19 protein-coding genes are annotated in these 20,874 nt (G+C 67.2%); 8 read left to right on the top strand and 11 right to left on the bottom strand.

Annotated elements, in window-relative coordinates; genetic code table 11:
- Positions 1-42 precede the first annotated feature (42 nt).
- On the top strand, positions 43-3,153 hold the full coding sequence (locus H0W38_RS02615) for an FAD-binding oxidoreductase (protein WP_292450968.1): 3,111 nt from the start codon (positions 43-45) through the stop codon (positions 3,151-3,153).
- A gap of 107 nt (positions 3,154-3,260) precedes the next feature.
- Positions 3,261-4,229: a tripartite tricarboxylate transporter substrate-binding protein gene (locus H0W38_RS02610; RefSeq protein WP_292450966.1), complete on the top strand. Its 969-nt coding sequence runs from the start codon at positions 3,261-3,263 to the stop codon at positions 4,227-4,229.
- Positions 4,230-4,446: 217 nt separating this feature from the next.
- Here the strand turns inward: H0W38_RS02610 and H0W38_RS02605 are convergent, their stop codons facing one another.
- The 4 genes from H0W38_RS02605 to tyrS form a co-directional block, all read right to left on the bottom strand.
- A complete protein-coding gene (locus H0W38_RS02605; protein WP_292450965.1) occupies positions 4,447-5,511 on the bottom strand; it encodes an asparaginase in 1,065 nt (354 codons plus the stop codon).
- Complete coding sequence (gene dtd, locus H0W38_RS02600; RefSeq protein WP_292450963.1) at positions 5,508-5,987, bottom strand: D-aminoacyl-tRNA deacylase; 480 nt, start codon at positions 5,985-5,987, stop codon at positions 5,508-5,510. The genes H0W38_RS02605 and dtd overlap by 4 nt, the downstream gene beginning before the upstream one ends.
- Positions 5,984-6,880 carry a cation diffusion facilitator family transporter gene (locus H0W38_RS02595; RefSeq protein ID WP_292450962.1) on the bottom strand — a complete coding sequence of 299 codons (897 nt, stop codon included), beginning with the start codon at positions 6,878-6,880 and terminating at the stop codon, positions 5,984-5,986. Before H0W38_RS02595 ends, dtd begins: the two co-directional genes overlap by 4 nt.
- A gap of 166 nt (positions 6,881-7,046) precedes the next feature.
- Positions 7,047-8,282 (bottom strand): tyrosine--tRNA ligase, encoded by a 1,236-nt coding sequence (gene tyrS / locus H0W38_RS02590; protein WP_292450960.1) that lies wholly within the window; start codon positions 8,280-8,282, stop codon positions 7,047-7,049.
- A 219-nt stretch (positions 8,283-8,501) separates the two neighbouring features.
- Here tyrS and H0W38_RS02585 point away from each other — a divergent pair, with 219 nt between their 5' ends.
- Positions 8,502-9,881 (top strand): M23 family metallopeptidase, encoded by a 1,380-nt coding sequence (locus tag H0W38_RS02585; RefSeq protein WP_292450958.1) that lies wholly within the window; start codon positions 8,502-8,504, stop codon positions 9,879-9,881.
- Positions 9,882-9,949: 68 nt separating this feature from the next.
- Positions 9,950-11,053 (top strand): anhydro-N-acetylmuramic acid kinase, encoded by a 1,104-nt coding sequence (locus H0W38_RS02580; RefSeq protein WP_292450956.1) that lies wholly within the window; start codon positions 9,950-9,952, stop codon positions 11,051-11,053.
- A gap of 101 nt (positions 11,054-11,154) precedes the next feature.
- On the opposite strand, the gene erpA is transcribed toward H0W38_RS02580, so the two are convergent.
- From erpA to rplM, 5 genes are all read right to left on the bottom strand, one after another.
- Positions 11,155-11,523, bottom strand: coding sequence for an iron-sulfur cluster insertion protein ErpA (gene erpA, locus H0W38_RS02575; protein WP_292445148.1), 369 nt, complete (start codon positions 11,521-11,523; stop codon positions 11,155-11,157).
- Positions 11,523-11,975, bottom strand: a complete 453-nt coding sequence (locus H0W38_RS02570; protein ID WP_292450955.1) for a polymer-forming cytoskeletal protein — start codon at positions 11,973-11,975, stop codon at positions 11,523-11,525. The genes erpA and H0W38_RS02570 overlap by 1 nt, the downstream gene beginning before the upstream one ends.
- A 38-nt stretch (positions 11,976-12,013) precedes the next feature.
- A complete protein-coding gene (locus tag H0W38_RS02565; protein WP_292450954.1) occupies positions 12,014-12,673 on the bottom strand; it encodes a DUF6776 family protein in 660 nt (219 codons plus the stop codon).
- A gap of 189 nt (positions 12,674-12,862) precedes the next feature.
- Positions 12,863-13,255, bottom strand: a complete 393-nt coding sequence (gene rpsI, locus H0W38_RS02560; RefSeq protein ID WP_292445142.1) for a 30S ribosomal protein S9 — start codon at positions 13,253-13,255, stop codon at positions 12,863-12,865.
- An 8-nt stretch (positions 13,256-13,263) separates the two neighbouring features.
- On the bottom strand, positions 13,264-13,692 hold the full coding sequence (gene rplM, locus H0W38_RS02555) for a 50S ribosomal protein L13 (protein WP_292445139.1): 429 nt from the start codon (positions 13,690-13,692) through the stop codon (positions 13,264-13,266).
- A 374-nt stretch (positions 13,693-14,066) separates the two neighbouring features.
- Between rplM and H0W38_RS02550 the strand changes: the two genes are divergently transcribed.
- The 3 genes from H0W38_RS02550 (at position 14,067) to H0W38_RS02540 (ending at position 16,637) form a co-directional block, all read left to right on the top strand.
- On the top strand, positions 14,067-14,693 hold the full coding sequence (locus H0W38_RS02550; RefSeq protein WP_367161568.1) for an N-acetyltransferase family protein: 627 nt from the start codon (positions 14,067-14,069) through the stop codon (positions 14,691-14,693).
- 120 nt (positions 14,694-14,813) lie between these two features.
- Positions 14,814-15,545: a DUF2726 domain-containing protein gene (locus H0W38_RS02545; protein ID WP_292450951.1), complete on the top strand. Its 732-nt coding sequence runs from the start codon at positions 14,814-14,816 to the stop codon at positions 15,543-15,545.
- An 81-nt stretch (positions 15,546-15,626) separates the two neighbouring features.
- Entirely contained in the window at positions 15,627-16,637 is a 1,011-nt protein-coding gene (locus H0W38_RS02540; protein ID WP_292450950.1) for a serine/threonine protein kinase, read from the top strand.
- A 95-nt stretch (positions 16,638-16,732) separates the two neighbouring features.
- Here the strand turns inward: H0W38_RS02540 and htpG are convergent, their stop codons facing one another.
- Positions 16,733-18,613 (bottom strand): molecular chaperone HtpG, encoded by a 1,881-nt coding sequence (gene htpG, locus H0W38_RS02535; protein WP_292450949.1) that lies wholly within the window; start codon positions 18,611-18,613, stop codon positions 16,733-16,735.
- A 249-nt stretch (positions 18,614-18,862) separates the two neighbouring features.
- On the opposite strand from htpG, the gene cls reads away from it, so the two are divergent.
- The gene (gene cls / locus H0W38_RS02530) at positions 18,863-20,140 is read left to right on the top strand and encodes a cardiolipin synthase (RefSeq protein ID WP_292450948.1); all 1,278 of its coding nucleotides are present in this window, start codon (positions 18,863-18,865) and stop codon (positions 20,138-20,140) included.
- A gap of 85 nt (positions 20,141-20,225) precedes the next feature.
- Here the strand turns inward: cls and H0W38_RS02525 are convergent.
- Positions 20,226-20,874: hypothetical protein (locus H0W38_RS02525; protein ID WP_292450946.1), on the bottom strand; the 649-nt coding region annotated here is incomplete at its 5' end.

Genomic DNA, 20,874 nt, shown 5'->3' with positions numbered 1-20,874 from the left:
GCGCTGAGCGGGCCGGCTCCTGCGCCCTCCGCCGTCAGGCGCATGAGCCCCGGCACGGCAGAAGCCGCCGAGCTGGGCCGCCGCCTGGCACTGGAGACGCAGGGCGAAGTGTTGTTCGATGCGGCCTCGCGCGGCCGTTATGCGACCGACGCATCGATCTATCAGGCCCTCCCCGTGGGCGTGTTCGTGCCGAAGACGCCGCAGGACGTCGCCATCGCGATCGACATCGCCCGCTCCTTGAACGCACCCTTGCTGCCGCGCGGCGGCGGAACGTCGCAGTGCGGCCAGACGACCGGCGCGGCTTTGGTCATCGACACCAGCAAGTACCTGCGCCGCCTGATCGCCATCGATCGCGAGGCGATGACAGCGCAGGTCGAACCCGGCCTCGTGCTCGACCACCTCAACGCCGAGCTCAAGCGCGACGGCCTGTGGTTCCCGGTCGATGTCTCGACCAGCGCCCAGGCCACGCTCGGCGGCATGGCCGGCAACAACTCCTGCGGCTCGCGCTCCATCGCCTACGGCAACATGGTGCACAACGTGCTGGGCATCGACGCCTGGCTGGCCGACGGCAGCGAGGTCTCGTTCGGCCCGCTCGCCACGCTCGGCCCCACGGAGCGCCGGATCGCCGACTTCGTGCGCGGCCTGGCCGAGCAGCACACGGCCGAGATCGACACGCTGTGGCCCAAGGTAATGCGCCGCGTGGGCGGCTACAACCTCGACATCTTCCGGCCGCAAAGCGAACGGCCTTACACCGGCGACGGCAGCGTCAACCTGGCGCACCTGCTGGTCGGGGCCGAGGGCACGCTGGCCTTCACGCGCTCACTCAAACTCAAGCTCAGTCCGCTGCCCAAGGCCAAGCTGCTGGGCGTCGTCAACTTTCCGAGCTTTCATGCGGCGATGGATTCGGCGCAGCACATCGTCAGGCTGCAGCCGACCGCCGTGGAGTTGGTCGATCGCACCATGATCGAGCTCTCGCGCGAGAACCCGGCCTTTCGGCCGACCATCGAGGCGGCGCTGATCGGCGCGCCCGAAGCGATCCTGCTGGTCGAGTTCAGCGGCGAGGACAAGGCCGCGCTGCTGCCCAAGCTCGCGCAGCTGGGGGAGTTGATGGGCGACCTGGGCCTGCCGGGCAGCGTGGTCGAACTGCGCGACGACGCAGCGCAAAAGGCGCTGTGGGAAGTGCGCAAGGCAGGCCTCAACATCATGATGAGCCTCAAGGGCGACGGCAAGCCGGTCAGCTTCATCGAGGACTGCGCCGTGCCGCTCGTGCATTTGGCCGAGTACACCGACGCGCTCACCGAGGTGTTCGCCCGCCACGGCTCGCGCGGCACCTGGTATGCGCACGCCTCGGTCGGCACGCTGCACGTGCGGCCCATTCTCGACATGCGCCAGGGCGGCGCGAAGAAGATGCGCGCCATCGCCGAGGAAGCCGCCGCGCTGGTGCGCCGGTACAAGGGCGCCTACAGCGGCGAGCACGGCGACGGCCTGTGCCGCGGCGAGTGGATCAAGTGGCAGTTCGGCCCTCGGATCGACGAAGCCTTTCGCGCGATCAAGCAGCATCTCGATCCCGGCAATCTGATGAACCCCGGCAAGATCGTCGATCCGCCGAAGATGGACGACGCCAGCCTGTTCCGCTACCCGCCCGGCTACAGGACCATCCCGCTGAAGCCGGTGTTCGACTGGTCGGCATGGAACGTGCAGAACGATCCCCTCACCGAAAAGACCACCGCGCCGGGCACCGGCGGCGACAACACCGGCGGCCTCGCCAAGGCCGTCGAGATGTGCAACAACAACGGCCATTGCCGCAAGTTCGACGCCGGCACCATGTGCCCCAGCTTTCGCGTCACGCGCGACGAAGTGCACAGCACCCGCGGCCGCGCGAATACGCTGCGCCTGGCGCTCTCCGGGCAACTGCTCCCGCCTGCCTCGCACGGGACCGGTCCCGATGCGAAGCGCGCCGGCCAGCTCCCCTCCCTCTTGGAGGGAGGCGCCGGGGGAGGGAGCAGCCCTGTCGCCCCTCGACCCGAGGTCGAGGGCAGTTTCACCAGCGAAGCGGTGAAACAAGCCCTCGATCTTTGCGTGGGCTGCAAGGGCTGCAAGCGCGACTGCCCGACCGGCGTCGACATGGCGAAGATGAAGCTCGAGTTCGCCGCGCAATACCGCGCACGGCATGGCTCGCGCCTGAAAGACCGGCTCGTCGCCGCCCTGCCCGAGCTCGCGCACTGGGCCGACCGCGTGCCCTGGCTCGCCAACCTGCGCGACCGCCTGCCCGGCGCCGCGCACTTGAGCGAACGCTGGCTCGGCCTTGCGGCCAAGCGCCGCCTGCCGCAATTCCGCCGCGACAGCTTCTGGCGGCGCGCGCCTTCGCTGCCGATCGCCACCCGCGACGAAGCGCTCGCCGCCGAGAAGGCGGTGGTGCTGTTCGTCGACACCTTCAACGGCAGCTTCGAGACCGAGAACGCGCTGGCGGCTCTGCAGGTGCTGCGTGCCGCCGGCTATGCGGTGTACGTGACGCACAAGTCGGGCGGCCATCACTGCTGCGGCCGCACTTATCTGGCGGCCGGCATGGTCGAGGAGGCCAGGGCAAAGGCTCGCGAACTGCTCGATGCCCTGCTGCCCTTCGCGCAGCGCGGCATCGCCATCGTCGGCCTGGAGCCCTCGTGCCTGCTCACCCTGCGCGACGAGTTCCTGGTCATGGGCCTGGGCGAAGCCGCCGTCGTGGTGGCCGGCCAGGCGCTGCTGCTTGAGGAGTTCATTGCGCGGGAGGTGCGCGCCGGCCGCTTCGAGCTGAGCCTGCGGCCCGCCACGCAGGCCATGCTCGTGCATGGCCACTGCCACCAGAAGGCGTTCGACGCCATGCCGCCGGTGCTCGAAGTGCTGCGGCTGATTCCGGGCGCCGAGCCGCAGCTGATCGAAAGCTCCTGTTGCGGCATGGCCGGCAGCTTCGGCTACGAAGCCGAGCACCTTGCGGTGTCGATGCAGATGGCAGAACTGTCTCTGCTGCCCGCGGTACGCGCCGCGCCCGACGCGCTGATCGTCGCCGACGGGACCAGCTGCCGCCACCAGATACAAGACGGCTCACAGCGCAGTGCGCTGCACGTTGCACGCGTGCTCGCGGAGCATCTGCCGGAGCCCTCGCAGGCATCCGCTTGAGTGCGCCCTCCCCGGGCCGTTGCTTACGTAGTTTCCGGCATGGTTCCCCCGAGTGAGGGTCTTAGCATGGTCTCGTCACTCAACGACTTGCTGAAGGAGCACCCTCCATGAACCGCTTGCTGATCGCCTCTGCCCTGGCCCTTGCCGCCACCGGCGCACTTGCCGAGTACCCCGAAAAGCCGATCACCCTCATCGTGCCGTTCTCGGCCGGCGGCCCGACCGACAAAGTCGCGCGCGATTTCGCCGAGGCCATGCGCAAGCCCCTGGGCGGCGCCACCATCGTCATCGAAAACGTCGGCGGTGCCGGCGGCACGCTCGGCGCCACCCGGACCGCCAAGGCCACCCCGGACGGCTACACGCTGCTGCTGCATCACATCGGCATGGCGACCGCTCCCGGGCTGTACCGCAACATTCAGTACAAGGTCGCCGATTTCGAGCACGTCGGCCTCATCAACGAAGTGCCGATGACCTTGATCAGCAGGCCGACCTTGCCCGCCGACAACTACGCTGAACTGACCAAGTGGCTCAAGGCCAACGAGGGCAAGATCAACCTCGCCAACGCCGGCCTCGGCGCGGCATCGCACTTGTGCGGCCTGATGTTCCAGAAGACGCTCGGGGTCGAAATGCAGACTGTGCCCTACAAGGGCACCGCCCCCGCGATGACCGACCTCATCGGCGGTCAGGTCGACATCATGTGCGACCAGAGCACCAACACCACGCCGCAGATCGCCGGCGGCAAGGTCAAGGCCTTCGCAGTGACCACGGCCCAGCGCCTGACCACCCCGGAACTGGCCAAGCTGCCCACGCTCGACGAGTCGGGCATGAAGGGCTTCAACGTCAGCATCTGGCACGGTCTGTACGCGCCCCAGGGAACGCCCAAGCCGGTGCTCGACAAGCTCAACACTGCGTTGAAGGCCGCGCTCAAGGATCCGGAGTTCATCAAGCGAGAAGAGGCGCTCGGCGCCGTCATCGTGACCGATGAGCGCACCAGCCCGGCCGAGCACCGGAAGTGGGTCGAGTCCGAGACCGCCAAGTGGGTCCCGGTCATCAAGGCCGCTGGCCAGTACGCTGACTGATACCGCCTGCCGGCCGATCCCGCCGGGCTGACCGCCAGCGGGACCGGCTGACAAGCCGCGCAGGCTTCGACTGCCGCAAAGTTTTCATCGCTCCTCGTTCCTTCGAGCCACTCTTCGAGTGGCTCTTTTTATGTCCGGGGCTCTTGTGAGGCGCTACCCGCACGCACCTTACGCAAGGGAATCGAGCAGGGACGACTCGTACGGCTGCGCGGGCCGCTCACGGCGGCGCACCGGCTACCAGCGCGCTGCGCAAGGCAGCGCTGGCGCGCAAGCCGCCGACCTCGAGGCCGTTCCAGTTGAGCATCGCAGTTTCGCTGAATGCGCGCATGAACGTCCGTTCGTCGTCACTCAGCGCAACCAGCACCTCGATGGTAGCGGCCATCACCACCTCGGCGGCGCGGGCGGTGCTGCCGTCGTCGATCTTCAGCGCCACGCCCAGGCCGCGCTCCGGAAGCGCGGCGCAATACACGCCCTCGGCCCCCACCTTGACGAAGGCGCGCGCGCCCAGCCGCTGCATGACCAGCGTATCGAAGCGTCCGGTGCCGGCGACCATGAAGGGGTGCGCCGCGACCGCCGTTCGCAGTCTTTGCGCCGCCCACGCCCGCTCAGGCGCCAGCCCGATGCCGGTGCCCAGGCGCGCGAAGCCGAGCGCGAGCGCACGCAATGCGATGCCGTAGGTGGGGATCGAGCAGCCGTCGGTCCCGCGGGGGGCGCGATCGAGGTCGGCGCCGGTGATGCCCGCCAGTGCAGCGGTGACCTCCCGCATCAGCGAATGCTCCGGCGAGACATAGCCGCCGAGCCAGCTGCGCGGCTCGTGCCCGGCCTCCGAGGCCATCACGCAGGCCAGGCAGACAAAGCCGGCATGCTTGCCGGAGCAGTTGTTGTGCAGCGCATTCGGCCTCTCCCCGCGCGCAGCCAGATCCCGCTGCGCGCTGTCGAGAGCCGGCCAGTGAACGCCGGATTCGAGCACGTCGGCACCCTGCCCCACGCTGGCGAGCATGTCGGCCGCAACCCGCGTGTGATCCGGCTCGCCGTTGTGCGAGGCGCAGGCCAGCGCCAGCGCCTCGTCGCCGAGCCGCAAGCGATCGGCCGCGCCGCTTTCCACCAGCACCAGCGCCTGCAGCGACTTGACAGCGGAGCGCGGAAAGATCGGCCGCGTGGTGTCCCCGAGCGAGCAGGCAATGGTGCCGTCCGCATCGAGCACCGCCAGTGCGCCGCGGTGGATCGACTCGACCGCGCCGCCGCGCATCACTTCCACCAGCACCGGGTTTGTCGTCGTCATGGCCTGACCTCTTCGTTGGCGATCACGAGCGGGACGGTGACCGGACCGTCGTTCACGAGGTGCACCTGCATGTCGGCGCCGAACACGCCGGCTTCGACGAGCGGATGGCGTTCCCGCGCGCACGCCACCACGTGATCGTAGAGCCGGCGGCCCAGCGCTGCCGGCGCAGCGCGCGTGAAACTCGGCCGGTTGCCCGCGCGTGTGTCGGCGGCCAGCGTGAACTGCGAAACGATGAGCAGCCCGCCGGTCGGCTCGCCGCCCGGACCGCGCAGTTGCTGCACGCTGCGGTTCATCTTGCCGGCGTCGTCGGCGAAGATGCGCAGCTTCAGGCACTTGTCGACCAGCCGCTCGGCTTGCGCGTCGCCATCGCCGATCTCGGCGCAGACCAGCACGAGCAGCCCAGGACCGATCGCGCCGACCACCCCGCCATCGACCTCGACTTTCGCCTCGCGCACTCGCTGCAGCAGGGCAATCACGGCGCCGGTTCCGTGAATTCCTCGGCCTGCTGCGCCTCGACGTCGAGCGGCAGCATCTGGATCGACACCCGCAGCCCCGGCACTTCGCTGAGCAGCGCCTGTTCGACCGCGCCGCGCAAGGTCGCGGCGCGGCCCAGCGACCAGCCGGTGGGCATGTGCATGTGCAGATCGACGAAGCGGCGCTGGCCCGCGCGCCGCGTCACCAGATGGTCAAAGCGGATCGGCGGATCCGCGAACCGCGCCAGGGTGCGATCGATGCGAGCCCGCACATCGGGCTCGACCGCACTGTCCATCAACCCTTCGACCGAACGGCGCACCAGGTGCCCGCCTTCGCGCAGGATGTTCAGGGCGACCGCGATCGCCAGCAGCGGATCCAGCCAGAGCCAGCCGGTGGCCATGACACCGAGCAGGCCGGCCACCACGCCGCAGGTCGTCCAGACGTCGGTGAACAGGTGGCGAGCATCGGCCTCCAGCACGATGGAGCGGTGCTCGCGCGCGCCGACGAGCATGCGCCAGGCCAGCAAGCCGTTGAGCGCCGCGCTGACGAGCGAAAGCGCCAGGCCCAGCCCGAGCGCCTGCAAAGGCTGGGGCGCCATCCAGCGCAAGGTGGCGGCCCACACGATAGCGACCGCCGCGCCGACGATGAGCAGGCCCTCGAACCCGCTGGAGAAGTACTCCGCCTTGCTGTGGCCTGAGGGATGGTCGGCGTCGGCGGGACGCTGCGCGATCGTCACCATGGCCAGTGCGAAGCCGGCCGAGGCGAGGTTGACGAAGGACTCCATCGCGTCCGACAGCAAGCCGACCGAGCCGGTGATCCACCACGCCCCGAACTTCAGCGCGATGGTGGCCAGCGCCACCGCGATCGCCCAGCGCAGAAGGCTGTGCACTTGCATCGCCGGCTTTGCGCTGTGGTGACTCAGCCGGCGCGAAGGGACAACGCGGCGATCGATGCCGGCCGGCGAGCGACCCGAGACGGCTGCTTCACCAGGTTCCGGCTCGCGGGTGCCTTACTGCGCAACGGCTGCCGCGTCCCGCGGCGCGGGCGAGGCCTCGGCGGCTTCACGAGAGCAGCACCCGCGCGAACTTGCGCTTGCCGACCTGCACGACATACGTGCCGGCCGTCAGCTTCAGGGCCTTGTCGCTCACTGCGCTACCGTCGATGCGCACGCCTCCCTGCTCCACCAGTCGCAGCGCCTCGCTGGTCGAGGGCGCCAGCCCGGCCTGCTTGAGCAAAGTGCCGATTGCCAGCGGAGCGCCCGAGAGCCGGCGCTCGTCAAGCTGATCCGGCACACCGCCGCGCGCGCGGTTCTGAAAATCCTGTTCGGCCGCGTCCGCCGCTGCAGTGCCGTGAAAGCGTGCTGTCACCTCTCTGGCGAGCATCACCTTGGCGTCCTTCGGGTTGCGGCCGCCGCCGATCTCGGCCTTCAGCCCGGCGATGTCGGCCTCGCTCGTGAAACTGAGCAAGGCGAAGTACTTCCACATCAGTTCATCGTTGATCGACAGCAGCTTGGCGAACATGCTGTTGGCCGGCTCGGCGATGCCGATGTAGTTGTTCTTGCTCTTCGACATCTTTTCAACGCCGTCGAGGCCTTCCAGCAGCGGCATGGTCAGGATGCACTGCGGCTCCTGGCCGTATTCGGCCTGCAGGTGGCGGCCGACGAGAAGATTGAACTTCTGGTCGGTGCCGCCGAGCTCGAGGTCGCTTCTCAAAGCCACGGAATCGTAGCCTTGCATGAGCGGATAGAGGAACTCGTGCACGCTGATCGGCGAGCCGGCCTTGAAGCGATCGTGGAAGTCGTTGCGCTCCATCATCCTGGCCACGGTGTAGCGAGAGGCGAGCTGGATCAGGCCGCGGGCACCGAGCGGATCGCTCCACTCGGAGTTGTAGCGGATCTCGGTTTTCGAAGGCTCAAGGACGAGGCTGGCCTGCCGATAGTAGGTCTGCGCATTGGCCTCGATCTGCTCCCGAGTCAGGGGGGGGCGGGTGGCGTTTCGCCCGGACGGGTCGCCGATCATCGAGGTGAAATCGCCGATCAGGAAAACGACCTGGTGGCCGAGATCCTGGAGTTGGCGCAGCTTGTTCAGAACGACGGTGTGGCCGAGGTGAATGTCCGGAGCCGTCGGGTCGAAACCCAGCTTGATTCGCAAAGGCTCGCCCGTTGCTTCGGAACGAGCGAGCTTGTGTCGCCAGTCCTCCTGAGGCAGCAACTCGTCGCAGCCTCTGAGACTGATCGCCATGGCAGCAAGCACCCCTTCCGTGACGGGAAAACGTGCGTCGGAGGGGGGCGGCGCCATGCCGCGTGAGGCAGGAACCCGAGCAGCGGGGAGGGTCATAGAGGCGGTTTTGAGGTTTCCGCAGCGGTCCTGCAGTAAGCCGCCACTACAATCGCGTGTCAGCGCCGTGACGAAGATTCTAGGGGAGGCCCTGTTCCCCGCCGTTACAGCTCACACATTCACATACCGCCCTGCTGCGCCGAACGGCGTTCGCTGCGGTGCATTTCGGGATTGCCGGCTTTGAACACCTCATCATCCGTTCAGCGCTTCATCCGGCGCACCGACTCCCTGTTGCAACGCCATCCCCGCCGTCTTACCGCCGTTGTCGTCGCCCTCTTGCTGGGCACGGGCGTTACGGCCTTCGGCGTGGTCCCGCTGGCACCGGACGCCGCCGACCTGCCGCGCAGCATCGTCACGCAAAGCATCCTGCCCGCGGCACTCGACGCGCAGTTGCAAGCGCTCGAAACGCATGCGCTCGAGCTCTACCGCAACGACCTCACACGCAATAGCGACACCGCCGACAGCCTGCTGCGTCGCCTGGGCGTGGACGATCCGCAGGCCGCCGCCTTCTTGCGCACCGACGCCATCGCACGCCGCCTGCTCGAGGGCCGTGCCGGCAAGATGGTGCAAGTGCTGACCCACGAAGGCCGGCTCTCGCAGTTGGTGGCTCGCTCGCCGGCAGAGTCCGATGCGCAGTTCAGCACGCACTTCACCCGCCTGACCCTCACTCGAGACGCGCTCGGACTCAAGACCCGCAGCGAGCAGGTGCCGCTGGCCAGCGAAGCCAAGCTGGGCTCGGGCACGATCCAGACTTCCTTGTTCGCCGCGGCCGATGAATCACGGCTGCCGGAGCCGGTGACGGCGCAGCTGGCCGAACTGTTTTCCACCGACATCGATTTCCGTCGCGAACTGCGCCGCGGCGATACCTTCACGGTGCTTTACGAAGCGCTTACGGCGGACGGCGAGCCGATCACCTGGAATCAGGCCTCAGGCCGCGTGCTGGCGGCCGAATTCGTCAATGCCGGCGAAGTGCACGACGCGGTCTGGTTCGAGGAACCGGCGGCCGGCGGCAAAGCGAAAGGCGGCTACTTCGGTCTGGATGGACGCAGCAAGAAGCGCATGTTCCTGCCCTCGCCGATGGCCTTTTCGCGCGTCACCTCCGGCTTCCAGATGCGCTTTCACCCCATCTTGAAAAGCTGGCGAGCCCACCTGGGCGTGGATTACGGTGCACCGACCGGCACGCCGGTGCGCACGGTTGGCGAGGGCGTGGTCGACTTCGCCGGCCGCCAGGGCGGCTACGGCAACATCGTCATCGTCAAGCACGCCGGCGACCGCGAAACGCGCTACGCCCACCTCAGCCAGATGACCGTGCGTCGCGGTCAGAAGGTCGAACAAGGCGAGCGCATCGGCGCGGTCGGTGCCACCGGCTGGGCCACGGGGCCACACTTGCACTTCGAGTTCCGCGTGCGTGGTGAGCACATCGATCCGATGACGATTGCGCGCCAGTCCGAAGCGTTGACGCTGTCGCCGGCTTCCCGCATTCGTTTCGCCGAAGTCGCCGAGGCGGCGCGTGCGCACCTTGCCGCAGCCCCGGCCATCGCCGAGGCGTCGTTCGAGTGATGCACCCGATGCGGCAACCGGCCCGCCGCGGCGGGCTTTTTCATGTCCGTCCACAAGACGACTGAACGATGGACGAGCTCTTCATCGGCCTGATGTCCGGCACCTCGCTCGATGGCGCCGACGGCGTGCTCGCCGCCTTTCCCGACGGTCGGGCGCAAGTGCTGGCGCATGCGCATCGCCCGTTCGACCCGGCCCTGCGGGGCGAACTGCTGGCGCTCAACACGCCCGGCGACAACGAGTTGCACCGGGCCGCTCTGGCCGCCAACGCGCTGACGCGGGTGTACAGCGAGGTGGTAACAGCGCTGTGCGAGGCGGCACCGGGCCGAGCAGTGCGCGCGATCGGCGCACACGGCCAGACGGTGCGTCATCGTCCCGGCCAGTTCGACGGCACCGGCTACACGCTACAGCTCAATGCGCCGGCGCTGCTGGCCGAGCTGACGGGTATTGCCGTGGTGGCCGATCTTCGCAGCCGCGATCTCGCCGCCGGCGGTCAGGGTGCGCCCCTCGTGCCGGCCTTCCACAATGCGCAGTTCGCGTGCGCCGGCCAAGACATCGCCGTCGCCAACATCGGCGGCATTGCCAACCTCAGCCTGCTGGGTGCCGACGGCGCAGTGCGCGGCTTCGACTGCGGCCCCGGCAACGCATTGATGGACCTGTGGTGCCTGCGTCATCGCGGCGCCGCCTTCGACGACCGCGGCCGGTGGGCCGCCCAAGGCCAAGTGCTGCCGGCGTTGCTCGACGCCGCGCTGCGCGATCCGTACTTCGCACTGTCGCCGCCTAAAAGCACCGGCCGCGATGATTTCCATGCCGACTGGCTCGACGCCCTGCTGGCCGGCCAACCCTCCGCCTCCGCGCGGGACGTTCAGGCCACCCTGTGCGAGCTGACCGCGCGCACGGTTGCGGACGGTGTACATCGACATCTGCCCCGAGCGCGCGAACTGCTGGTCTGCGGCGGCGGTGCGCTCAACGACGAACTGATGCGCCGCCTGGCGCAGGCGCTGCCCCAGTTCCATATCGAATCGACCGCCTCGCGAGGCTTGGCGCCTCTGCACGTGGAGGCCGCCGCCTTTGCGTGGCTGGCGCGCGCCCATCTGCGCGGCGAGCCCGGCAACCTGAGCGCGGTGACCGGGGCTCGCGGTCCGCGCTTGTTGGGCGCGTTGTACCCGGCCTGACCGGCGCAACGCCGTCGCTCCAAAGAAAAGGCCGCCCGCAGGCGGCGTTCAGCGGCGGCGCATGCGCTACGGCCGCGTTCCCCCTGATCCAGCGAGCGTTTCTATGCCGAGAAGCTCGAACCGCAGCCGCAGGTGCTGGTCGCGTTCGGGTTCTTGATCACGAACTGCGCACCTTCCAGATCTTCCTTGTAATCGATCTCGGCACCGGCCAGGTACTGCAGGCTCATGGCATCGATCAACAGCATCACGCCGTTCTTTTCCATCTTCGTGTCGTCGTCGTTGACGATCTCGTCGAAGGTGAAACCGTACTGGAACCCCGAGCAGCCGCCGCCCTGCACGAAAACGCGCAGTTTCAGTTCGGGGTTGCCCTCCTCGTCGACCAGCTGCTTGACCTTGCCCGCAGCGCTGTCGGTGAAGACGATCGGAACGGGCGGCAATTCGGTGGCAATGTTTTCTGCAACGGCACTCATCATGTCTCCTTCGTTTGGCGGTCGCCCGCCACCCGGGTATTGTGGCCCAGGGCCGACAACCCGGGCGCCGGTGCCAGTTTGACCACAGCAGGCTTGTCCTGCGCGGCCTGCGGACGCAATTCGCCGTGCACCTGTGCGCCTTGGTGCATCTCGAGGCGCGCGTAGCGAACATTGCCTTCGATGCGTGCCTTGGGCTGCAGTTCCAGCAACTCGCTCGAATCGACAGGACCGCAAACCTCGCCATTGACGATCACGTGACCGGCCTTGACCCGCCCGGTGATCGAGGCTTTCTCGCCGATCACCAGGAGGTTGGGCTCGTCGCCGATCGCGATCACGTTGCCGACCACTCGGCCGTCGATGCGCAGGCCCTCGCTGTAGCGGATTTCTCCCTCCAGCACCGTGCCCTCGCCGATGAGGGTGCGAATGGGCGGTTGCTTGCGTGTTCCGAACATCTTGTCTCTCCAATGTAGATGCGGCAGCCGGCCGCTGCTCAAAGATGAATGTCCTGGCTGGCGCGCACGCCGCCCTGGCCGTCGACGACCCTGACATGCACGGTCTGCACCACTGCCGGCCCGGGGAATTCCAGCATCCCATCGACACGCTGGTACTGGCGGAACTGCAGCGGCCGTCCCCCTGCCTTGACGGCCTGCGTCCACGCTTTGCCGTCCAGCTGCCCGCGCAGGCTCAACTCGTACCGGCCCTTGAATTCACTCGGCGATTTCCCCTTTTGCATGACCAGCAACTGGAAACGCAGTTGGCCGGCGCCGACCACCTCGGCCTGCGCACCGCGCACGACCAGGCTGCCCTTGCCGGTGGGCAGCAGCCGTTCGAAGAACCCCAGATCACCCTTGAGGGCCGAATTTTCGGCCTCGAGCGAGCGCACCTGATCGGCCAAGCGCTCCAGGCTCGTTCGCTCGGCCATGAGCAAGCTCTCAGCGGTGTTGGCGATGCTCTGTGCCTTGTCACGCTCACTGCGCAACTGCTCGATCTCACTGCCGAGCACCATGGGGCCGACCGGCGCGCCGAGATCGAGCCCGGCAATGCCTTTGCCGAACTCGAACGCCCACAGCGCCAGCGCCGCCGAAAATCCCAGGACCAACGCCGCCATCGCCCAACGCAGCGGCCACGGTGCGTGGCTGCGCACGATCATGCGCGGAGCACTGATCGAAAGACGGCGACGCAAGAGCTTCCAGCGCATACGGGTGCTTGAAAAGAATGGTTCATTCTAGGAAGCAGCCCTGCACGGCAAACGTGAATGTGCAACGGTAACCCGGTGCAAACCTCGAAAAGAAATGCCGCCCGAAGGCGGCATTTGTTCTCGTAAAACGGTCTGCGAGGCTCAGCGCTTGCTGAACTGCTTGCGACGGCGTGCGCCGTGCAGGCCCACCTTCTTGCGCTCGACTTCGCGCGCATCGCGCGTCACGAAACCGGCCCGGCTGAGCTCGGGCTTCAGGGCCGCATCGAAGTCGATCAGCGCGCGCGTCACGCCGTGGCGCACTGCGCCGGCCTGACCCGATTCGCCGCCGCCGTGAACGTTGACCTTGATGTCGAAGGCTTCGACGTTGTTGGTCAAGAACAGCGGCTGCTTGACGATCATGATCGAGGTCTGGCGGCCGAAGTACTGCTCGACCGTCTTGCCGTTGACCATGATCTGGCCGGTGCCCTTCTTCATGAACACCCGCGCCACCGAAGACTTGCGGCGGCCGGTACCGTAATTCCAATTGCCAATCATCGCCGCTCCTAAAGAACCAGCGCCTTGGGCTGCTGGGCGGTGTGCGGATGCGTGGCGCCGCCGTACACCTTCAACTTCTTGATCATCGCGTAGCCCAGAGGACCCTTCGGGAGCATGCCCTTGACGGCCTTCTCCAGAGCGCGGCCGGGGTGCTTGGCCTGCATGTCCTTGAACTTCGTCGCGTAGATGCCGCCCGGATAGCCCGAGTGGCGGTAGTAGATCTTGTCATTGGCCTTGTTGCCCGTGACACGGAGCTTTTCGGCGTTGACGATGACGATGAAATCGCCGGTATCGACGTGAGGCGTGTAGATAGGCTTATGCTTGCCGCGCAATCGGAGGGCCACTTCGCTGGCAACCCTTCCGAGGACCTTGTCGGTTGCGTCAATCACAAACCACTCATGCGTCACTTCGGCCGGTTTGGCGCTGAAGGTTTTCATGACTATCCTGAGTGGGAACTCGGTTCGACAATCACTGCGGTCGGTGCCTCTTGTGGAGCCCGACCCGCGCGTCTCGCTTGGGTCGGCCTGTGAGGCCTCTTAGGCAGTGCACCAAGTCGGCGAACCAACTGGCGATTTTCCGGAACCGAAAGCGGAAAACCGCAGAGTATAAGCCACCTTCCTTGAGCTCTCGAGAGGCCGCACTCCGAGAGACCGCACGGCTGAAACCACCGCTGCAGGCCACCCACCGAGAATTACGGGTAAACCCTTAAACTCGCTTCATGCACTCTACGAGTGATCTTCCCGGATCTTTTCCAGCGAGCGAGGGACCGTCGTCCTCAAGTCCTGAAGCCGCGCGAACGGCTTTTCGCTGGGTGCCGATCCGCTCGCTCGGCGTGCGTCACCGCGAGCGCATCAAGGCTCATCTGCAGGCACTGGCGACGGCCGACCGTTATTTACGCTTCGGTCACGCGGCAAGCGACACGCAGATTGCGAAGTACGTTGACGGCATCGACTTCACGCGCGACGAAGTCTTCGGCGTCTTCAACCGCCGGCTCCAGTTGATCGCCATGGCGCATCTCGCCTACGAGCCACCCCAGCAGCTTGCCACCCGGCCAGCAATGGTCGAATTCGGCGTATCGGTGCTCCAGACGGCGCGCGGCCGGGGCTACGGAACCCGGCTGTTCGAGCATGCGGTGATGCATGCCCGCAATCGCGGCACCGACACGCTGTTCATCCAAGCACTCAGCGAGAACACGGCGATGCTCAAGATCGCGCGGGCGGCAGGGGCAACGGTCGAGCGCGACGGCAGCGAGTCGCACGCTTGGCTGAAGCTTCCGCCCGACACCCTGGCCAGCCAGTTCGAGCAACTGGTCGACACGCAAGCCGCCGAATTCAACTACCGCTTCAAGCAGCAGGCGATCCGGCTCGAACACCTGATCGATGCTGTGCGTGAGCTCAAGGCGCAACTCGCCAAGCCGGGTGGCGCAGCCTCGCAGTGAGCGCACACCGCGCCATGCCGGCCCCCATTGAGGGGGTGCTGATGCGGCATCCTGTGGATAGCATGCCTCTCGCATTTGCGGCGCTCCTTGCGCCGGTGTGGATCACGGCGGGCTTGCTTCATGACGGGTTTCCACGGCTTCATCCTGCTGCTCGTCGGCGTGGCGAGCTTCGCCGCGTTCGCGCTGGGCCGTTGGTCGAGCCGCCGCGACCGGCGCAGCCCCCTGCCGAAGGAATGGGCGCTGATGGCGCGCCCGGTACTCAACAGCGACGAGCGACGCACTTTGCGCGTGCTGCGAGAAGCCATGCCGCAGTACATCGTGCTGGCCAAGTTGCCCCTGGTGCGCCTGTGCCACCCCCGCGACCCGGAGCGCGTGCGCTACTGGTACGAGTTGCTCGGTCCGCTGCACGTGAGCTTTGCGGTGTGCAGTGCGAACGGTCGCGTACTCGCGGTGGTGGACATCGAGAACGGACGCTCACGCTCGCGGCGCGTCACCGCGATCAAACAGGCGGTGATGGAAGCCTGCCGTATCCGCTACCTTTCCTGCCTGGCGGAGAACCTGCCGCCGGTGAGCGAGCTGCTGTTGCTGCTGCCCCAGCAAGGCGCGCTGTCGCGTCCCATTCCCCTGACGCCCACGCCGAATTTTCAAAAGGCCAGCAGCACGCTCTCCGACACCGTGCGCTCGCGCCGCGCTGAGCGCAGCACGCGCTGGGCCGATTCAGGCTTCCCGCAGGATTCATTCTTCGCGCCTGACAGCCGGTTCGACAACGCCGCCGCGACCGATTTCTCGTCATTCGGCGGCGATTCAGGCGCCTCGAGCCGACCGCGCAGTACGCCGAGTCGCGCCCTTTAGGATCGCTCTTTGGGCTTCATTGCGAACGAGGCGTCGCCTCGGCGCGGCGGGCGCCGAGCAGGCGCGTGAGAGCATCGCGGCATGACCGACGCCGCCTCGAGCCAACCCTTCGCCGATCTCACTCCGCATGCGGTTCTCGATGCCCTGGCGCTGACCGGTCTGCACGGCGACGGCCGGCTGCTGCAACTCAACTCGTACGAGAACCGCGTGTTCCAGGTCGGCCTGGAGGACGGCGGATTCGTGGTGGCCAAGTTCTACCGGCCGGGCCGGTGGAGTGACGCGCAGATCCTCGAGGAGCACGGCTTCGCGCTCGAACTGGCTGCCGCCGAAGTGCCGGCGGTGGCACCGCTGGTGCTGCAGGCCGAATCACCGGCCCAGGGTTTGCGCTGTCTCGGCACCCCGGCCACGCTGGCCGTGCTCGGCCGCACGCGCTTCGCGGTGACGCCGCGGCGCGCCGGACGGGCGCCCGAGCTCGACGACCCCGAGACGCTCGAATGGATCGGCCGCTTCATCGGCCGCCTGCACACGGTCGGCAGCCAGTGCACCTTCACGCACCGGCGCACGATCGATGCAGCCACGCTCGGCTGGGCGCCGCGCGAGTGGCTGCTTGAGCAGGGCACGGTCAGCCCCGGCGAGCGAGCGGCCTGGGCCGACGTGTCGCAGCGAGCCCTGCAGATCGCCGAGCGGCGCCTGCGCGACGTGGACGGCCTGCGCATGCTGCGGCTGCATGGCGACTGCCACCCGGGCAACCTGCTGTGGACGCCTGAGGGGCCGCATTTCGTGGACCTCGACGATGCGGCGATGGGCCCGGCCGTGCAGGACCTGTGGATGCTGCTGCCGGGCGACGCGCGGGCTTCCGGCGCCGCCTTGGCCAGCCTGCTCGAAGGCTACGAAACTTTTTGCCGCTTCGACCGCCGCGAACTCGCCCTCATCGAGCCGCTGCGCACCTTGCGCATGCTGCACCACAGCGCCTGGCTTGCGCAGCGCTGGGACGATCCGGCATTCCCCGCCGCGTTTTCCTGGTTCGGCACCGACAACTATTGGTCGCAACAGATCGCGCAGTTGCGCGAGCAGGTCGAGGCCATGGCCTGAATCGCGCGGCCGGACGCGGCAGCCGTTGCGATAGCCAAGGCCTCCGCGAGCCGAAACATGGCCGTGCGGCGCCCGCGCCCGAGCCGCGATGCTAGTCAACTCACCAACAGGCTGTTGATCCGCCGCACATAGGCGGCCGGATCGTCGAGGTGCCCGCCTTCGGCCAGCACCGCCTGGTCGAACAGCACCTGCGCCAGATCGTCGAAGTGCTCGCTGCCGTCCAGGCGCTTGACCAGCGCATGCTCGGTGTTGATCTCGAGGATCGGGCGGCCCGCCGGCGCGTCCTGTCCCGACTGCTTGAGCAGCCGCGCCAGGTGGCCGCTCATGTCGCCCTCCTCCACGACCAAACAGGCCGGTGACTCGACCAGGCGGGTGGTCACGCGCACATCCTTGGCCTTGTCCTTGAGTGCTTCCTTGAGCTTCTCGAGCACCGGTTTGAAGGCCTCGGCGGCTGCGCCCGCCTGTTCCTTCTCGGCCTCGTCCTGCAGCGCGCCGAGATCGACGGCGCCCTTGGCGACGCTGCGCAGCGGCTTGCCTTCGAACTCGTACAGATGGGCCAGCATCCACTCGTCGACGCGGTCGGTGAGCAGCAGCACCTCGATGCCCTTCTTGCGGAAGATTTCGAGTTGCGGGCTGTGGCGCGCGGCGGCGGGCGTGTCGGCCGTCACGTAGTAGACCGCGTCCTGGCCTTCCTTCATGCGCGCCACGTAATCGGCGAAGCTCACGCCCTCTTCGGCCTCGGTGGAGGCAAAGCGCAGCAGCTTGGCCAGCCGCTCTTGGTTGGCGTGGTCTTCACCGACGCCCTCCTTGAGCACGGCGCCGAACTCGCGCCAGAAGTTAGCGTACTGCTCCTTCTTGCCGGCGTCCTCGCTGTTCGCCAGGTCTTCGATCATGCCGAGCACGCGCTTGGTCGAGCCTTCGCGGATCGCCTTGACGTCGCGGCTTTCCTGGAGCAACTCGCGCGAGACGTTGAGCGGCAGGTCGCCCGAGTCGATCACGCCCTTGACAAACCGCAGGTAGGTCGGCATGAGCGCCTCGGCGTCGTCCATGATGAAGACGCGCTTGACGTAGAGCTTGACGCCGCCGCGCTTGTCGCGGTTCCACAGGTCCACCGGCGCCTTGGCCGGCAGGAACAGCAGCTGCGTGTACTCGCTGCGGCCCTCGACCCGGTTGTGGGTGTAGGCCAGAGGCGGCGTGCTGTCGTGGCTGATCAGCTCGTAGAACGACTTGTATTCGGCGTCGGTGATGTCGCTCTTGGCGCGCGACCACAATGCCGCGGCCTTGTTGACCGTCTCCCATTCGTCCTTGACGACGTACTCGCCCTTCTCGGTGTCCCATTCCTGCTTGCGCATGAGGATGGGCAAGGAGATGTGGTCGGAATATTTGCCGATGGTCGACTTGAGCTTCCAGTGCGTGAGGAACTCGTCCTCGCCTTCGCGCAGGTGCAGGGTCACGGCCGTGCCGCGCTCCGCCCGCGTGATGGTCTCGACTTCGAAATCGCCGGTACCTGCGCTGGCCCAGCGAACACCTTCTTCGTGCGGCAGGCCGGCGCGGCGCGACTCGACGCTGATGCGGTCGGCGACGATGTAGCCGCTGTAGAAGCCCACGCCGAACTGGCCGATCATCTGCGCGTCCCGGGCCTGCTCGCCGGAGAGCTTGCCCACGAACTCGCGCGTGCCGCTCTTGGCGATGGTGCCCAGGTTGGCGATGGCCTCCGCTTCGGACAAGCCGATGCCGTTGTCGGTGATGGTGATGGTACGGGCCGTTGCATCGAAGCTCACGCGCACTTCGAGCGTGGGCGCGTCCTCGTAAAGCGCGGCGTCGTTCAAGGCCTCGAAACGCAGCTTGTCGCAGGCGTCGGAAGCGTTGGAGATCAGCTCGCGAAGGAAGATCTCCTTGTTCGAATACAGGGAGTGAGTCACAAGGTGCAGCAACTGCTGCACCTCGGCCTGGAAGGAAAGGGTCTGCTTGGTCATGGCGGCGACAGGGTTGCGTGGCGACAGATGAGTTTCGGCAAGGGGCGAGCACCGCCCTCCGCGGACAGGCATTGTGCGGTCGCAGGCGCCGGTTTCAAGGCCGCGGGCGCGCACTCGATGCCCACACCGGTCGGTGCGCGGCCCCCCCGCTTTGTGCGGAACCGAACATGCGCGCCCCCGGATCGCGTGTTCCACTGCTGCGACTGGCACCCATGACGGCGCCCGGCGACATCGCCTCGAAATGCCAACATGAAAACAAGAACCGTGTGGATCGTCCTGTTGAGCGTGATCGCGACGCTGGTCGTGGTCTTCCTCGCGCTCAACCTGAGCGCCGGTGAAAAACACATCGAGGAAAAGCTCGAGCGCCTCTACGCCACCGACGCGCCGCAGTTCCGCCGCTCCATGGACGTGCTGCTCGGCCCACCGTTTGTCGAGGGCAACCGAACGCAGGTGCTGGTCAACGGCGACGAGATCTTCCCGGCCATGCTGGAGGCGATCCGCGCCGCGCGTAGCAGCATCACCTTCGAAACCTACATCTACTGGTCAGGCACGATCGGCCGCGAGTTTGCCGACGCGCTGACCGAGCGCGCCCGGGCCGGCGTGAAGGTGCACGTGCTGCTCGACTGGATCGGCAGCGTCAAGATGGAAGACGGTTTCATCGACGAGCTCGAGCGCGCCGGCGTGGAGGTCGAGCGCTATCACGAGCCGCACTGGAGTAATTTCGGCCGCCTCAACAACCGGACGCACCGCAAGCTGCTGGTTGTCGACGGCACGGTCGGTTTTACCGGCGGCGTCGGCATTGCGGACCAGTGGCGCGGGAACGCGCAGGACGGCGAGCACTGGCGCGACACGCATTTCCGCATCGAGGGCCCGGTGGTCGCGCAGATCCAGGCCGTGTTCATGGACAACTGGATCAAATCGACCGGCAACGTCCTGCATGGCGAGCTTTACTTCCCAGCGCTGCAGCCGCGCGGCGACCAGCCCGCGCAAATGTTCAGCAGCTCGCCGACCGGCGGCAGCGAAAGCATGCGCCTGATGTACCTGATGGCCATCACCGCGGCCGAGCGCAGCATCCATCTTTCGGCGTCGTACTTCGTGCCGGACGAGCTGGCGATCCGGGCGCTCGCTGCGGCAGCACGGCGCGGCGTGAAGGTGCAGATCATCCTGCCCGGCCAGGAGATCGACGCCGAAGTCGTGCGCCGCGCCTCGCGCTCGCGCTGGGGCGAGTTGCTCGAGGCGGGCGTGGAGATCGGCGAATACCAGGACACCATGTTTCACTGCAAGGTGCTCGTGGTGGACACGCTGCTCGTGTCGGTGGGCTCGACCAACTTCGACAACCGCTCGCTCAGCCTGAACGACGAAGCCAACCTGAACGTGCTGCATGCCGGCTTCGCCGAGCGGCAGATCGAGATCTTCGAGCAGGACCTGCGGCGCACCCGGCCCGTCACGCTCCAGGCCTGGGAGCGGCGGCCATGGCAGGAAAAGCTGGTGGAACAGTTGGCGTCCCTGCTGGGCTCGCAACTGTAGGCGGCTGCACAACCACATTTCCGGCCGCGAGTGCCTTGGCTATCGCAACGGCTGCGGCGTCCGACCCCGCAGGCGGGACAAAGCCTCAGCCCAACAGCGAGGCGATCACCTTCAGCGCCACGTCGATGTTGTAAGGCTTACGAAGAAAGCTGTCGTATTGATCGAAACGCGAGCGCACGGCATCTTCGTTCAGGCTGCTGTTCATCAAGATCTTGATGTGCCGGATCTGCGGGTCGGCGCGCAGTGCCGCGCCCATCTCGGCCGGGCGCGGCCACCAGCGCCACAAGCACAGCGCGGGCAGCATCACGAAAATGCTCAGCAACATGCCGGCATGGCCGACGCCCCGAACGGCTGCGGCGTCACCGGTGTGGGCGCACCAGAAAGCCTGCACGAACAGCAGCGCCCAGCTCCACCAAAGCACGCCGTTCAGGCCGAGCGCACGCCGGGCGCGGACGTGCCGGCAAACATCGGGTTCGATCCCGCCGGTCTGCGCGAGCGCCGCAGCCTTGCTTGCCGTGAAGGGTCGCGCGGCAGCGGCGCTCGCCAATGAAGCCGCGGTCGCGGTGCGTGTCACAGACGCGACAACAACAGCGGTACTCGGCGGCGCTGCCGCAGCAGCGCACTCGTCGGGTGAGGCGGCGGTGCTTGCGCCGTCGCCGCCCGGCCGGGCGGCGACGAAGCGATCGACCGCCGCGCTCGATTTCGGGCGCGTGCGCTTGACGCGGTGCTCACCC

It is taken from the genome of Methylibium sp., from assembly GCF_013817365.1.
GTDB lineage: Bacteria > Pseudomonadota > Gammaproteobacteria > Burkholderiales > Burkholderiaceae_C > Methylibium.
Note: the sequence above shows the minus strand (reverse complement) of the source record. Positions and strands in the feature narration are given on the sequence as shown.

What these genes read in the sequence shown, in the direction of transcription:
- H0W38_RS02615 (WP_292450968.1), top strand. Translation starts at nt 43, where the DNA reads ATGAGCCCCGGCACGGCAGAAGCCGCCGAGCTGGGCCGCCGCCTGGCA.
- H0W38_RS02610 (WP_292450966.1), top strand. Translation starts at nt 3,261, where the DNA reads ATGAACCGCTTGCTGATCGCCTCTGCCCTGGCCCTTGCCGCCACCGGC.
- H0W38_RS02605 (WP_292450965.1), bottom strand. Translation starts at nt 5,511, where the DNA reads ATGACGACGACAAACCCGGTGCTGGTGGAAGTGATGCGCGGCGGCGCG.
- H0W38_RS02595 (WP_292450962.1), bottom strand. Translation starts at nt 6,880, where the DNA reads ATGCAAGTGCACAGCCTTCTGCGCTGGGCGATCGCGGTGGCGCTGGCC.
- tyrS (WP_292450960.1), bottom strand. Translation starts at nt 8,282, where the DNA reads ATGGCGCCGCCCCCCTCCGACGCACGTTTTCCCGTCACGGAAGGGGTG.
- H0W38_RS02580 (WP_292450956.1), top strand. Translation starts at nt 9,950, where the DNA reads ATGGACGAGCTCTTCATCGGCCTGATGTCCGGCACCTCGCTCGATGGC.
- erpA (WP_292445148.1), bottom strand. Translation starts at nt 11,523, where the DNA reads ATGAGTGCCGTTGCAGAAAACATTGCCACCGAATTGCCGCCCGTTCCG.
- H0W38_RS02570 (WP_292450955.1), bottom strand. Translation starts at nt 11,975, where the DNA reads ATGTTCGGAACACGCAAGCAACCGCCCATTCGCACCCTCATCGGCGAG.
- H0W38_RS02565 (WP_292450954.1), bottom strand. Translation starts at nt 12,673, where the DNA reads ATGATCGTGCGCAGCCACGCACCGTGGCCGCTGCGTTGGGCGATGGCG.
- rpsI (WP_292445142.1), bottom strand. Translation starts at nt 13,255, where the DNA reads ATGATTGGCAATTGGAATTACGGTACCGGCCGCCGCAAGTCTTCGGTG.
- rplM (WP_292445139.1), bottom strand. Translation starts at nt 13,692, where the DNA reads ATGAAAACCTTCAGCGCCAAACCGGCCGAAGTGACGCATGAGTGGTTT.
- H0W38_RS02545 (WP_292450951.1), top strand. Translation starts at nt 14,814, where the DNA reads ATGACGGGTTTCCACGGCTTCATCCTGCTGCTCGTCGGCGTGGCGAGC.
- H0W38_RS02540 (WP_292450950.1), top strand. Translation starts at nt 15,627, where the DNA reads ATGACCGACGCCGCCTCGAGCCAACCCTTCGCCGATCTCACTCCGCAT.
- htpG (WP_292450949.1), bottom strand. Translation starts at nt 18,613, where the DNA reads ATGACCAAGCAGACCCTTTCCTTCCAGGCCGAGGTGCAGCAGTTGCTG.
- cls (WP_292450948.1), top strand. Translation starts at nt 18,863, where the DNA reads ATGAAAACAAGAACCGTGTGGATCGTCCTGTTGAGCGTGATCGCGACG.